Source organism: Paenibacillus sambharensis (assembly GCF_003233845.1).
In the GTDB taxonomy this organism is placed as follows: Bacteria; Bacillota; Bacilli; order Paenibacillales; family Paenibacillaceae; genus Paenibacillus_I; species Paenibacillus_I sambharensis.
The window spans coordinates 39,412-51,209 of sequence record NZ_QKRB01000038.1 but is presented as its reverse complement, the minus strand read 5'-3'; the positions used below and the strand labels follow the sequence as shown (position 1 = coordinate 51,209).

At 48.7% G+C, this 11,798-nt stretch carries 18 protein-coding genes, 1 tRNA gene and 1 riboswitch; of the genes, 2 read left to right on the top strand and 17 right to left on the bottom strand.

Translation table 11 applies throughout. The features are described from left to right. Positions 1–95: 95 nt before the first annotated feature. A riboswitch (cyclic di-GMP riboswitch) is annotated at positions 96–183 on the top strand. Positions 184–279: 96 nt separating this feature from the next. Together DNH61_RS07845 and DNH61_RS07840 are read left to right on the top strand one after the other, a co-directional pair. Next, positions 280–1,050: a PilZ domain-containing protein gene (locus tag DNH61_RS07845; protein WP_111146106.1), complete on the top strand. Its 771-nt coding sequence runs from the start codon at positions 280–282 to the stop codon at positions 1,048–1,050. A gap of 55 nt (positions 1,051–1,105) precedes the next feature. Then, positions 1,106–1,183: transfer RNA gene (locus tag DNH61_RS07840), tRNA-Arg, on the top strand. Between the two features lie 119 nt (positions 1,184–1,302). Here the strand turns inward: DNH61_RS07840 and DNH61_RS07835 are convergent. The 17 genes from DNH61_RS07835 to DNH61_RS07760 are packed head-to-tail and all read right to left on the bottom strand — an operon-like array spanning position 1,303 to position 11,788. Beyond that, the gene (locus DNH61_RS07835) at positions 1,303–2,019 is read right to left on the bottom strand and encodes a glycoside hydrolase family 73 protein (RefSeq protein ID WP_111146105.1); all 717 of its coding nucleotides are present in this window, start codon (positions 2,017–2,019) and stop codon (positions 1,303–1,305) included. 25 nt (positions 2,020–2,044) lie between these two features. Then, positions 2,045–2,338, bottom strand: a complete 294-nt coding sequence (locus tag DNH61_RS07830) for a phage holin family protein (RefSeq protein WP_111146104.1) — start codon at positions 2,336–2,338, stop codon at positions 2,045–2,047. Between the two features lie 19 nt (positions 2,339–2,357). Further along, positions 2,358–2,666 carry a hemolysin XhlA family protein gene (locus tag DNH61_RS07825; RefSeq protein ID WP_111146103.1) on the bottom strand — a complete coding sequence of 103 codons (309 nt, stop codon included), beginning with the start codon at positions 2,664–2,666 and terminating at the stop codon, positions 2,358–2,360. A 22-nt stretch (positions 2,667–2,688) separates the two neighbouring features. Further along, a complete protein-coding gene (locus DNH61_RS27230; protein ID WP_425452227.1) occupies positions 2,689–2,808 on the bottom strand; it encodes a CD1375 family protein in 120 nt (39 codons plus the stop codon). Further along, complete coding sequence (locus DNH61_RS07820; protein ID WP_111146102.1) at positions 2,808–3,095, bottom strand: hypothetical protein; 288 nt, start codon at positions 3,093–3,095, stop codon at positions 2,808–2,810. Before DNH61_RS07820 ends, DNH61_RS27230 begins: the two co-directional genes overlap by 1 nt. A 12-nt stretch (positions 3,096–3,107) precedes the next feature. After that, positions 3,108–4,478: a pyocin knob domain-containing protein gene (locus DNH61_RS07815; protein WP_111146101.1), complete on the bottom strand. Its 1,371-nt coding sequence runs from the start codon at positions 4,476–4,478 to the stop codon at positions 3,108–3,110. Positions 4,479–4,490: 12 nt separating this feature from the next. Continuing rightward, complete coding sequence (locus DNH61_RS07810; protein WP_245948016.1) at positions 4,491–5,123, bottom strand: DUF2612 domain-containing protein; 633 nt, start codon at positions 5,121–5,123, stop codon at positions 4,491–4,493. Beyond that, entirely contained in the window at positions 5,120–6,292 is a 1,173-nt protein-coding gene (locus DNH61_RS07805; RefSeq protein WP_111146100.1) for a baseplate J/gp47 family protein, read from the bottom strand. Before DNH61_RS07805 ends, DNH61_RS07810 begins: the two co-directional genes overlap by 4 nt. After that, the gene (locus DNH61_RS07800) at positions 6,282–6,641 is read right to left on the bottom strand and encodes a contractile injection system sheath initiator (RefSeq protein ID WP_111146099.1); all 360 of its coding nucleotides are present in this window, start codon (positions 6,639–6,641) and stop codon (positions 6,282–6,284) included. Before DNH61_RS07800 ends, DNH61_RS07805 begins: the two co-directional genes overlap by 11 nt. Beyond that, positions 6,629–7,018 (bottom strand): Gp138 family membrane-puncturing spike protein, encoded by a 390-nt coding sequence (locus DNH61_RS07795; protein ID WP_111146098.1) that lies wholly within the window; start codon positions 7,016–7,018, stop codon positions 6,629–6,631. The genes DNH61_RS07800 and DNH61_RS07795 overlap by 13 nt, the downstream gene beginning before the upstream one ends. Next, the gene (locus DNH61_RS07790; RefSeq protein ID WP_111146097.1) at positions 7,005–7,808 is read right to left on the bottom strand and encodes a phage protein; all 804 of its coding nucleotides are present in this window, start codon (positions 7,806–7,808) and stop codon (positions 7,005–7,007) included. The genes DNH61_RS07795 and DNH61_RS07790 overlap by 14 nt, the downstream gene beginning before the upstream one ends. Beyond that, a complete protein-coding gene (locus tag DNH61_RS07785; protein WP_111146096.1) occupies positions 7,798–8,121 on the bottom strand; it encodes a phage baseplate plug family protein in 324 nt (107 codons plus the stop codon). The genes DNH61_RS07790 and DNH61_RS07785 overlap by 11 nt, the downstream gene beginning before the upstream one ends. A gap of 12 nt (positions 8,122–8,133) precedes the next feature. Continuing rightward, complete coding sequence (locus DNH61_RS07780) at positions 8,134–8,661, bottom strand: phage baseplate protein (protein WP_111146095.1); 528 nt, start codon at positions 8,659–8,661, stop codon at positions 8,134–8,136. Continuing rightward, a complete protein-coding gene (locus tag DNH61_RS07775) occupies positions 8,661–10,877 on the bottom strand; it encodes a phage tail tape measure protein (protein WP_111146094.1) in 2,217 nt (738 codons plus the stop codon). The genes DNH61_RS07780 and DNH61_RS07775 overlap by 1 nt, the downstream gene beginning before the upstream one ends. A 47-nt stretch (positions 10,878–10,924) precedes the next feature. Beyond that, the gene (locus DNH61_RS07770) at positions 10,925–11,104 is read right to left on the bottom strand and encodes a hypothetical protein (RefSeq protein ID WP_111146093.1); all 180 of its coding nucleotides are present in this window, start codon (positions 11,102–11,104) and stop codon (positions 10,925–10,927) included. After that, a complete protein-coding gene (locus DNH61_RS07765) occupies positions 11,079–11,375 on the bottom strand; it encodes a hypothetical protein (RefSeq protein WP_111146092.1) in 297 nt (98 codons plus the stop codon). The genes DNH61_RS07770 and DNH61_RS07765 overlap by 26 nt, the downstream gene beginning before the upstream one ends. Before the next feature lie 14 nt (positions 11,376–11,389). Then, positions 11,390–11,788, bottom strand: coding sequence for a phage structural protein (locus DNH61_RS07760; protein WP_111146091.1), 399 nt, complete (start codon positions 11,786–11,788; stop codon positions 11,390–11,392). Positions 11,789–11,798 lie beyond the last annotated feature (10 nt).

Here is an 11,798-nt window from a genome sequence, read left to right as displayed (position 1 = left end):
ATACAGCCATGGTGTATTATGGATTGATTTCTATTAAGGAGCTCAAGTATAATAGTACTATTGTTGTGAGACTATTAGACTATCTAATCATCACAAATCGACAAAGGCAAACCGCCCGAAAGGACGGGACGCAAAGCTAAGGGTCTACGGCTCAAACTGAGCTATGATCGCCTGGCTGCCGAGTGGATAGGCTCCCTTCCGATTCGGCATGCCGTTCTCAACGTCTAGCGCGGCAACGTCACTTACGATTGGTTATGAGGAAGAGGAGGAGAAATTGGGATGAGCATGTCTGTACCCATCACGAACAGCCTGCCTTACTACGGTAGTAAAGAAGGCAGCGACATTACTGTTATGCTTAATTGCAAAGCAGTTGTTGAGAAGAAGAACTTCATTGCCACAGGCGTGCTCACGTATGCAGCGGGAGAGATTATTGAGATTGAGCTTCCGCAGTTTGGTGTCTTTGAACTGGGCGAATCCGTCCGCATCATGGTGTACACCGGTGCCGGCATTTATGTTTTCCAGTCCCGTGTCCTTGCTAAAGCAGAATCTGCGCTCGTTATTATAAATCCCCCTGAGAACCGCAGACGCTTCCTTGATAAACGGCAGGAGCCTCGTGTGCCTGTTCAGGCGTCCGCCCAGGTGCTGAGCATCTATGAAGGACCGCGTAAGACGGAGCGCGTTCTGCCAGAGCCGCTTCAGGTTCAGCTCGATAATATCAGCCTGACCGGGACCGGCTTTGTGGTGGATATGGAGCTACCGCTGCAGATCAATACATTCGTCAAGCTTGATATTGACCTTGGATTTTCACTTAGCTGTCGGGCCGAAATCGTCCGCAAGGCGAAGGAATCAGCCGGTCTTGTATATGGATTAAGGTTTGAGGAGCTGTCAGCTGAGCATACGGGTAAGCTGCGCGCCTTCCTGCTCAAGAGTCAGATCGAAACGTATTATGAAGAGAAGCGGAGGCGTTTACTGGAAGAAGCAACCCGGGGTCCTGGCAGCAGCTCCAGCATCGCCAATTTAGTGGACAGCGGCTCCTATTTTACCAGATAATTGCCTGCCGGGTGTTCATTTTATAAGCCGTATGTGTTATAATTCAAATTACTGCGCGCCCGTAGCTCAGCAGGATAGAGCGACAGTTTCCTAAACTGTGCGTCCCGGGTTCGAATCCCGGCGTGGCGCGCCATACTACTTAACATAAGCGCACCCCCCCTTGGAAGCCCAAGGGGGGTTTATTATTGTTCGACTATATTATGTATAGGTAAGGCTCAGCGACCTGTAATGGTCACCGAGCCTTACTGTTTTTCAGCGCTCGAAAAGTCCCATGCGGTCAAGCATAACGAGAATCCGCATAAAGCTGTAATCTCCCTTGCGGTCGGACAAAACCATACCGCTCCCTTTTTTGTTAGGCAGTTGTATAAGTTTATCTACCGTCATTTGCGCCCAAGCAGGAGGATCCTTCTGATCCAGTAAAGCCTTCATATCTTTCACCTGCTTACAAAGCTCTTCAAATGCTGCCTTTTCCTCCTGGTTCATTGCTTCCTCCACTTCCACATCATCAAATGGGTATAAGTTATAGGCATCCATAATGGCTATCAGCTTATCTGCATAATTAAGGTCAGTCGCATATCCACAGGCCTGGACAGCACGGGCCGCTTCTTTGCCCTTCCTTCCGAGCAGCGGTAGGTACAAAGATCGATTCCAACTCACCCCGTTTAAAAATAGGGCCGCCTTCGCTTCGACACAAGCCCCCCAACTGCTGTAAGCTGCAAAGGATGCATTAATGACATATTCGCTTCCGTCTTTCCTCTGCTCTCTAGTCAACATCTTGATACTGCCCTTATCCCCCAGCCCTTTAATACCAAACAAGTTATTCGCCTGGACGGCAAGGCCGCTATTGCCATTTGCAGATTCCAGACACCCCTGAGCTATTGTCAGTGCTGCTGATATAGAGGTTCGCTTCATACAATCCACAGCATAAGGCGCTAGCTTGTTAATAAAATGTTGACGGGTATACACCACTAGGACTCTCCTCCCTTCACAGCTATCATCGCAAATCCTTGTGTCGGTATTCGACTGCTTCTGCTCCCTGCTTGACTACTTGGTATCCATAGACAGAGACCGCTCCACACAGGAAGCCCTGCAGCAGCTGAATGGGACCAAACCCTAGCAACCAGATCGTAAATATAACCGAAACCAGCGTGACGAGATACACGATAGCCCAGTTGGGTATAATAGGGGTCCGCTTTAGCATGTAGCCAAATAGCCAGCAGGCAACAAGGACAATCAACAGTCTTGTATCCAAAAGCCTAAATACGAGGCTCCACTCAGCACCATCCATTGATTCATCATTCCTTTTCTTACGGATTTACAAACCCGCCCCTAAGGGCAAAGCTGACAACAGCAGCCAGTACCAGGCCGCCAGCGGTCGTAAAAAACCAGGCCGCAATTTTATAAATCTGATCCAGCCGCTGGTGAGCGGACTTTGTACTCTCGTAAGCGCGGCCCGCAACCTCCTCGACAACCTCCGTCCGCTTGGCGATGTCCTCCAGACGACGGGTAAAGTCGTCCAGTTTCTCAAGTCTTGTAGATAGCTTACCGAGCTCAACCCGGATTTCTGTAATTGTGCTGTAAAACTGGCCCATGTCCATCGGATCACCGCCCCCCATGCCGCTCACTCCTTGTTCAAAATTAATTATTGCTGCTATTTTCTGATTCGAGATAGCCGTACACCAAGTCTTTCTCTGAATCTGGTACATCCTCTATTGTTCGAAGTCCCAACATAATAAGCCGGTAGTATACGTAGGCCATTAGCTATTGCCTCCTGATCGCAGAACTATCATCTGTTCATATATATCAGCAAGTGCCAGCATCATAGCCTTGTTATCTGCTTCAAGCTGACCCATCTTATCTTGCAGGCTATCCCCGCTTGTAAGCGGAGGTTTACCAGGAGCCCATCCGCCATCAGAATATATATCCCAGAGGGAGACATCATCATTGTCATGAAGCAAAATCATATTCTCTTGCTGTACTTCTTCAGCTAAATAGGAAACGGCTGTACAGATACCATCTTCGTTAATCACAGCATATTTAAACACATCCAATCCCCCTTAATAGTACTCAATTACTTCCCAATCCAGATTTAGATAGCCCGGACTGTTATACAACAAATGCAGATTAGTTGAAGACGTCAATCTGGCTGTTGTTATATAGTCCCCGCTTCTAGTTAAGAGATTAACCGAAGTTTTCAACATATTTACGGGTGAAATCGTCATATTTACTCCAGAATTATTAACAGAGACCGTTCCCCTCTGTATACTCTTCACGCCTCCAACTCCCTCCCATGGTTGCCAAACTCCGTCTCTCTTTACTCTCACCATCTGACGGCCATTATTAAAATTGTATAAATGTTGAACAATCCATCCCAGATTGTGTTGGATGACTTGTCCCATCCACCACACATTATCCCCTGCTATGACTGGCGGTGCCCCTACTGTTGTATCACTCATATACCAACCTGTCTGGGTTGCTTCATTCCAATTCACAACCCTCCTTGCAGCGCCACCTATCCCATAGCCTGTGATGGTCTGCCAGGATCCACCATTCCAGTACTCAAAATCGCTCCCGTTCAGCCTTGTTGCCGCCAATCGTTCACCACGTAAATTTATATTGGTTGGTACATAGACTTCATCTGCTCCAATATGAAACTTTTCTGAAATCCCTGCTCCTCCATCCATAAAAAACTTAAACGGAGCACCATTAGTGACAAATCTCATCCACTCATTCGTATTGGAATAGATCCCCGGATCGCCTGAACCATCAGGTGGGGTCTGATATCCATTCAACATTTGCTTGTGATAATGCTCAAGTCCTGAATGATAAATTCGGTGGAGAGTGGGTGTAAACACAGCTCCGGCTATTGTCTGTACATTACCAGTATCGAAGAATGCTGGATGAAGCCTGTTGATGCCATCATGACGGAATACAATACCACGTGCACCTAGAGTAGAATGATTGTTACGATATCTGAATATTCCTGTTGAACGATCCAGAAAACAATTTTGTCCAACTAACACATAACCATTGCTGGATGAAGAGAAGATCCCCCATGAATTGACTGTCAGACTTCGTTCTCCTGATATGGATACGTCACCTGTAAAAGCAGCTCCTGTTAAGATTGCTGCCTGGTCTATTTTTGCTTTGTCGGACGGGGACATAAGCCCAGACGTTGTTGTAGTCGCTTCAACCAACTGGGCCATCAGTCCACTCAACTGGGCCCGGAGTTCTTCAACTTTCTCATTCGTCTCTTCGCTCTCTGTCTCTTGCAGCAGCTGCAGTTCCTGAAGAACCCTAAAGGTCCGGTTCATGAACCAATTCCAATAGTCCGCAGGCGGCTTCTCACCAGCGGACCACCCGCTGTCCTTCTTAGACTGAGGTGGTTCGGTGCCCAGTGCGTTCCACTCCGGCAGTTGTTCTGCCATATAAACTCCTCCTTAAATAGGCAACTTGCCTGTAGTTGATGATGAATAAACAGCCCCAAGCGTACCGCCCACCGTCTGTTCAAGATCCGAAAAACCAGCTTCAGAGTCGGATTCCTCTCCGACCGCTCCATAACTAAATGTGCCGGTCAATTCAATATGACCTACGCTTACACCTGCGGAGACCGTCTTCTGAATGATCTGTGCAAACTGCTCCGGGTTCATCCCTACCCTGTTCAGTCGGTCGACAGGCAGCTGAATCAGGGAAATAGCTGCAGGCTGCGGCTGCAATGGATCATGGAAAAGTTCTTTGATCCTGATCTCGGATGGCCTGCAATCCAGTACCGTTGACAGCACTGCGATAATGGTATCAACCGTTCCTCTAGACAAATTGCGGGCAATCTTCGATTTAATCAGGATGCGAAAAACTTCATCGGCAGCACTTCCTCGCGGCTGTAAAACATTTTCACCAATTCGGTCCAAGGTCTTTCCTTGTGCCTGATCTATATCCCGCCAATGCCCAATCCGTTCCAGGGTCGTCTGTAATCGCTGTAGTTCACGTGCTCCGATTTGAAATAGTTTGCCGATGTTGCTTACAGGCGATTTGTCATAAACATCCGTCAGCAGGTCCAGCATTTTCTTCATCATTGCATATTCACCTGAATTCGTTCGGCATCTGCCTGTGCTACCTGCTGCCGCTCAATTGCAATATTGTGCTGCAGCCACGTTTCGCCTCCATCTAATGAGAGCTCAGTAGACACATCTTCCACTCCCGGGACAGTGAATACAGCCGCGGTCATGCGGGATAAAATGACGTCCTCACCCATGGACAATCCTGAATACACCTGTCCATCCACATCTTCCCCACCAATATATCTGATGATGGCCGTCTTGATCCGACCGGCTCCGTCAATTGGGAAGCTGCTTGTGACAGCCACCGCAACCCTCACTTCCAGCTGTATAGTAGGGGCATAAGAAAAACGGACCTCATGGGGATTCCCACCAAGGTCCGTTACGGTAACCACTTGCTCACCAACCGACTCGATACCTGCTGCCTTCTTGCTGAAAATTGCCCTGCCGATCTCATTCGGTGAACCACCCAGCACGTAGGCTTCGAATGACTTGGGACTGCGCCCATCCATCACTTCGCTTGATGCATTTTCGATAACGGTTGCCGCCCGGATACCGGGTACAGAGAGCAGCGCGCCACGAATACTGTCCACTGTAGCTGCCCCCCCGGCCGATACAGATAACGAGAAGCGCTCTCGGAATTCCGTATCCGTCTCCTTCTCTCGTCCGCCGTTTGTAGCTGCGGGATTAGTAACCGATAATACATCCGCATTAGGATTAACAATTTCCGTAATGATTCCCGCTGCCACATTTCCCGTCTGTCCAGCTGTCACGGCCCTAATTGCAGCTTTCACCCTGCCATCGGTCTGTATAACGACTTGGTCGACCGTCTCAAAGTAGATATCACCAGCTGCCAGCCGGAAGCCAGCTTGAACAATATAGCCTGGTGTACCTGTCAATATCACCATGCCAACGGCATGCTGTTCTATGAGACGTGACACGCCTACAAAAGGACCCAACCGGTCGAGGCTCGTTCCTTCAGCCGTATTGATATAACCGCTGTAGTACACCGATTCCGCCGTTTGCCATAGTCTTGCCAGAATCCAGGCAAAAATGCGGAGAATAAGACCTAACGGAGATCGTTCACTCGTCTTTACATTATCACCGAAAACCTCACGGGCCTTCTCTTCCATACTTGCATAAATGTCCTCAAATCGCTGACGTTTGAAACCCGTCTTATCCAGCACTCACTTCCACCTCCGATCTTACTTGTTCGCCATTTGTCATCAGCGCAGTAAACGATATTGTCAACTGCCGGGAAGCCCGGCCGATAGACTGATCGATTGCCTCCACCGATACGATTCGCTCATCTTGATAAAGGCCTGCTCTAATCACTTCCTCAACATCTTCTGCTGCCCAGCTTTTCTGATGAAGGATAGAAGAATCAATTCCAAAGTCCGGATTCAGGAACCATTCTCCCCGCCGGGTACCTAGGATGATCCGCAGACTTTGAGCAACATCAGCCTGCTCGTCGATTATGGCCAGCTCACCATTATTCATTACCAAATCCCCATCTTGAAGCTTTAAAGACACCATCCAAACACCCCCACAATAATCGCATCATTCAGATCATGCTGCCTGCCGCTGTCCGGGGTGGAAATCCTGCCGCTCATGGTGTTCTTGATCTCTCTGTCAGCTATGACAACTAGCACAGTATCGCCACGTTGAAGGGAGGGGCGGAATACCTTCTCCGCACCATCCACAATCAGCCGTTGTCCTAGTGCTGGAACAGCCTCAATAGGTGCGGGATCGGTAGAGCCTGTACGAATTAACGGTTGAACCGTAGCCCTGCAGGTCTCTAGATTATAGCTCTCCACCCTGCACGGAAGAGCAACATGAAGAGCACCCGCGTCTTTGTTCAAGGACTGCCGGACGAGCCGCGCTAATGTGCTGGCCGGGTCAGGATTTCTCATTTTCCACCGCCTCCACTTCCGTAGTAAAGTCACCGGTCCGGCTGAATTTGTGAGAACCACTCTTTACATAAAGCCTTCCACTCACATACTGACTCTTTAGCTCAACCGCAGAGGCAGTTGAAATCCGATACTGCAATTGGCATGTAATGCGGCAGCTCTTCTCCCCCGTACCAGCAGACCATTCCGGTATACCCAAGAGGCCTGTCTGCGATGATAACTTGAATACTTCATGTTTCCCCCACCCTAAGTTCCGGACGTATAATTTACCTTTGTTAATGTATACGCCAGTCTTACAGTCTGCTGCAATCTTGGATATAACCTCGGTTACTTCCCCGCTAGCCGTGTATCCATCCATATAACGGTAATCCTGTACCAGGTCAAACTGGGCAATAGGCATTTTTATTCGTGATGCAAGCTCTCGAATCATATAACTGGCCAAAGTCCCTGCCTTAAAAGACGTGTCCTGCACCTTTCTAGAGGACAAGTCCTCCGAATCCATAACATGAATAATCGTTACCTTATCCGCCCCTTCCGGCCGGGTCTGTACCGATGAGACGAATCCATGCAAAATAAGCCCAATGTCTCCGTGGTATCCGGCATTAACCGTCAAGGGATCATTAATTTTGATTTTCTGTATCGTATCAGGAGCCAAATTCCATACTCGAATTTCACTTTCATTTGGCATCATATCATTATCGAAGGGGATAACCCCCCCCAAAGCATAATGCTCCATGGAAAACGTCATTCCCGATACCGTAACTTCGACAATCCGCCCGAAATTAGTCTGCATCTGTTTCTTCCTCCATAAGGTACAAAAAGACACTGGATGACAAGGTCGACCAGTTTACTTCAGCAGCTTGACCTGATTCGTCATACGGAATTATGGCTATTTCCGGAAAATGGCTGTCCCAAACATCTGCAAATAGTGCCCGCCCGTAGACAAGTTTCTCCCCACTAACAAGTAGCTTTCCTTCCCGCTCCAGGCTTAACGTAAAGAAATCATGCTCTGCATTGTAATGGATCTCAAACGTATACTCCTTATCCGCGATCGTCATATCAAAGCGATAGGGGATAAGCTCCTTTTCAATGTCTATATACGCCATCTGCGTTTCACCTCATGTCCATCGTCTGTCCCTAGCCGGCTTCACCTTTTCCGACGGTTTCCTTAAACTGTTTCCACCACTCGACTTCTTCAAATGCATTTCAGTTGACTCATCACGTTTGCTTTTGGTCTGCTTAGTTCCCGAACTTGTGACCGGGGAAACCTGTGACCGAATGGCTAGGGGCAGCTGTGAGACTGTTGAAGATGATGCGACCCGAATTTCCCGAAGCGTCATACTGAACGTGAACCCGTCTGCAATGGAACTGGTATGACCGGTAGTTAAGCCTGTTATGACCCCCCGAAAAGTATTGCGGCCGGAGTAGTACACCACCTTACCGGAATCCGAAGCCTGAATGAGATAGGCCCTTTTCCTGGAAGCGCCCGGTCCAGCTACAATACCTTTAATGGACAGCTTGCGTGCCAGCCGCTGAACATGGTCAGTCAAGTTCACTCCCTTCTCAACCGGCTGCTCGGTGGCCTGATTTTCGTACGATGGTTCTTCACTTTCTACCAAGACATAGTGTCCGTCAATTGTTGCCATTAATGACTCGCCTCCAGATTCATCTTTCGCAATGTGCTCTCCAGTACACTGTTAAAGATCTGTCGAATGCGCATCTCTTCCTGATCGCCTACCCCACTGCCGGATGTACCCCCATTACCTGAGAACGCAATAGAAATGGCAAGCTCCTGCTTGCCGTTAGAAACTCTTGCTGGCGCAGCCTCTGGTGTGTAGCTTCGGTTTTCCTCTGCTGTCAGCACCCGTTCCCCTCTGTGCAGCTCGGCAATATACCCGTCAAACGGAACATAGTTTAGCCCAGCCTTATGGGAACCGTCGAACTTCTCTCCATTTTTCAGAGTAGTAGCCAGCTTAGGGGGAGCCCATGGGTCACTGACTATCTTCCCCGCTGGAATACCCGGTGGGTTACCTGATGAGTTACCTCCTATATGGGATATAGTTGGCACATTGACTTGAAACGAATATCCACCCATCCAATCTGGTAATGTAAAAGATAATTCATTGTTGACCTTGTTGATAAACCAGTTGAGTTTGTCAATTACCCAGTTAATAGCGGATATAAAGCCATCCTTCACCCAGTCCCAAACACCGGTGAAAATCCCTTTGATTCCATCCCCAAGATCGGCAACATTCTGCCAGACCACATCCCAGGCACTAGCAATGACTGTCGTAATGGCGGCAAGTGCCGCGGGTAAAGTGCTCCCTAATGCTGTCCATGGTTCTAATATCGTTGTAATAATCTGAAGACCAAAGGAAATTAACCAACCTATAATTTGATTAAATACAGCGGGAACTGTAATCACGAAAAAATCTAAAGTTGCCGCAAACGCATTCTTAATAGCCTCCCAAACTGATAGAACCGCGTTGCGGAAGGTCTCCGAGGTATTATACGCCGTGATAAGAGCGGCTACCAAGCCTACTATTGCTGAAACGATCAAACCAAACGGGCTCATAGTTAGAATGACACTGTACAGTCTTTGGGCTACAGCCAACGCGTTTACCCGAAGTTCTGTTAAGAACAATACAGCCTTGTAGGTTTGGAATGCGGCCGCCAAACCGATAATAAGCGGTGCAAGACCTTCCCACAGTAATATGCCGCTTGCCATACTCAACACCACATTCATTGTACCTTCCACCACCGGAGCTATCTTACCCAGTCCCTCGCTTACTGCGTTTCCAAACGCCGCTATCTGGGGTCCGTGACTAGTTAGCCATTGACCGAACTTCATCAGATACGGGAGCAGCTGCTGACCAATCGGAATTAATACATCCGTCTCCAGCTGGCGGCTGAAGGCTGCAAATAACTTTGACGGGCTATCAAATTTCATAGCATTCAGTTCATCCATGCTGTTCTTGGTACTGTCAAATTGCTGAGAGGCTGCCCCAAACGCTGCCAAAGTCTCAGCTTGCATCACCTTAAACTGTTCACCCATCAAGGCCGTACCAACCGTATTCCTGGTGACCGGATCCTCCAATTCCGAGAGCGCTTGGATCACCTGGTCAAAAGCTTCCTTGGCCTTAGGCCCACCGCCTGCAAATATACTGACCATGTTATCCGCTTGGAAACCGAGCTGCTGGAATGCCTCGACGGACTCAGTTGACCCGCTCATCGAACGGGCACCAAATTCTTTCATGGCATCCCCCAGCGCTTTTAACTTTTGAGCATTTCCCGCTGAACCTGCAGCAAGCAGTTCAAACATTTCTTCTGCTGAAAACCCGAGATTCTGGAATGGGTCGGCATAATCCCGAATCGTCTTAAAAAGCTCGCCTGATTGGTTCAGCCCATGTTGAACGCCCTGTGCGAGTAAGTTCATGGATTCTTCAGATGTGATACCAAACTGGTCCATCATCTCGTTGCTTGTGCTAATACTGTCACTGATGCCAATCTTAAATTGGTCACGCAGCAGTATAGCATTCCGAGTGGTTTCTGCGAGGGCATCACCTGCCATATCCGTACCCTGCTTTACCGTTGCCATGACGCTGCCAAGGTCAGCCCAGCTTTCACCCAGATTGCCGGCATACAAGCCTTTGGCAATCTCCCGCACTTCCCCCATTTGATCCGTAGTTGTCCCCGTTGCAGCCTGGATACCGCGCATAGCCGACTCAAACTCGGAAGCAGCCTTTATCCCTGCTTTACCGATGCTGACTATAGCTTCCCGAGCCTTTTTATCCAAACTGCCAACTTGACTCAACAATTGATCAAACTGCTTAACTGCCTCCGAAGTCGGGTTTCCTTCCATCCTTGTCTCACCTCCTTGAGATAAAATAAGACACCCGAATGGGTGCCTTATTTGCTTTTCTTCTCCTGCTGCCGGATATGCAGATCCAGAGCCGCATTGGCTTCCATGACGTCATCCTGATCCATGACAAGCAGATCCCGGTATGTCACCATACCAGCCAGGAGCAGACGCCATTGATCCCATCGGGTTCTAGCCCGCCGCTCAGCTTCCTGCTTGCTGATCGTCATGTTCGAGTTCATCCTCTTGACCGGAAATGAAGGCAAAAGCCCGACGTACAACATCAATCATTTCCGGATAAGAATCAAAGCTCTCCAAGGTTGTTTTCGGTTCTACTACGATATGTTGAAGCATCTCATCACACAGCCGCTCGTCCATAATGACTCCGTGCTTGTTTTTGATACGATCCGATATTTTGGTCACTGCCCTCACGCCCGGGTGCTGGAGTACATATTCCTTGCCACTGGCAGTCTTCACTACTTTCTGCTTAAACGCACTCATTGATGAGTTCCCCCTTAGTTAAATGTCATGTCCATACATTGAATTTCATACTCCCGATCCTCTGCTTCATTGCCATAAGAGCGGTTGGCAGGCTTTACTACAAATGCTTCTGCTGCCGTAACGGTCTCCTTCGGCGGGCCGGCGTTAATGACCGTGACAGATACCAGCCGGCCTGTAGCCGCAAGCTTATCCAGATGAGCTGCCTGTGGACTCGTTGCCAGCAGCGTTACGGTAATTGTACCGAGCGGGTTATTCACCTTTGTCCGAAGAGTATCTCCTTGCGCCCCTACTTTAACCTCATAGTTATTTTCTGTCTTCTCGACAGCAACCATGGATTCACTGAATCCAGTCAAGTAGATGCCATCTACGACAACTGTAATTCCTTTTGCATCATAAGTAGTTGTTGTTACCATAGTTTCCGGT

Bases quoted from the DNA above. Each gene is read 5' to 3' on its own strand.
- DNH61_RS07795 (WP_111146098.1), bottom strand. From the start codon at position 7,018: ATGAGAAATCCTGACCCGGCCAGCACATTAGCGCGGCTCGTCCGGCAG.
- DNH61_RS07790 (WP_111146097.1), bottom strand. From the start codon at position 7,808: ATGCAGACTAATTTCGGGCGGATTGTCGAAGTTACGGTATCGGGAATG.
- DNH61_RS27230 (WP_425452227.1), bottom strand. From the start codon at position 2,808: ATGGCCTACGTATACTACCGGCTTATTATGTTGGGACTTCGAACAATA.
- DNH61_RS07800 (WP_111146099.1), bottom strand. From the start codon at position 6,641: ATGGTGTCTTTAAAGCTTCAAGATGGGGATTTGGTAATGAATAATGGT.
- DNH61_RS07815 (WP_111146101.1), bottom strand. From the start codon at position 4,478: ATGGCAGAACAACTGCCGGAGTGGAACGCACTGGGCACCGAACCACCT.
- DNH61_RS07785 (WP_111146096.1), bottom strand. From the start codon at position 8,121: ATGGCGTATATAGACATTGAAAAGGAGCTTATCCCCTATCGCTTTGAT.
- DNH61_RS07810 (WP_245948016.1), bottom strand. From the start codon at position 5,123: ATGATGAAGAAAATGCTGGACCTGCTGACGGATGTTTATGACAAATCG.
- DNH61_RS07760 (WP_111146091.1), bottom strand. From the start codon at position 11,788: ATGGTAACAACAACTACTTATGATGCAAAAGGAATTACAGTTGTCGTA.
- DNH61_RS07825 (WP_111146103.1), bottom strand. From the start codon at position 2,666: ATGGGGGGCGGTGATCCGATGGACATGGGCCAGTTTTACAGCACAATT.
- DNH61_RS07770 (WP_111146093.1), bottom strand. From the start codon at position 11,104: ATGACGATCAGCAAGCAGGAAGCTGAGCGGCGGGCTAGAACCCGATGG.
- DNH61_RS07845 (WP_111146106.1), top strand. From the start codon at position 280: ATGAGCATGTCTGTACCCATCACGAACAGCCTGCCTTACTACGGTAGT.
- DNH61_RS07765 (WP_111146092.1), bottom strand. From the start codon at position 11,375: ATGAGTGCGTTTAAGCAGAAAGTAGTGAAGACTGCCAGTGGCAAGGAA.
- DNH61_RS07775 (WP_111146094.1), bottom strand. From the start codon at position 10,877: ATGGAAGGAAACCCGACTTCGGAGGCAGTTAAGCAGTTTGATCAATTG.
- DNH61_RS07830 (WP_111146104.1), bottom strand. From the start codon at position 2,338: ATGGATGGTGCTGAGTGGAGCCTCGTATTTAGGCTTTTGGATACAAGA.
- DNH61_RS07780 (WP_111146095.1), bottom strand. From the start codon at position 8,661: ATGGCAACAATTGACGGACACTATGTCTTGGTAGAAAGTGAAGAACCA.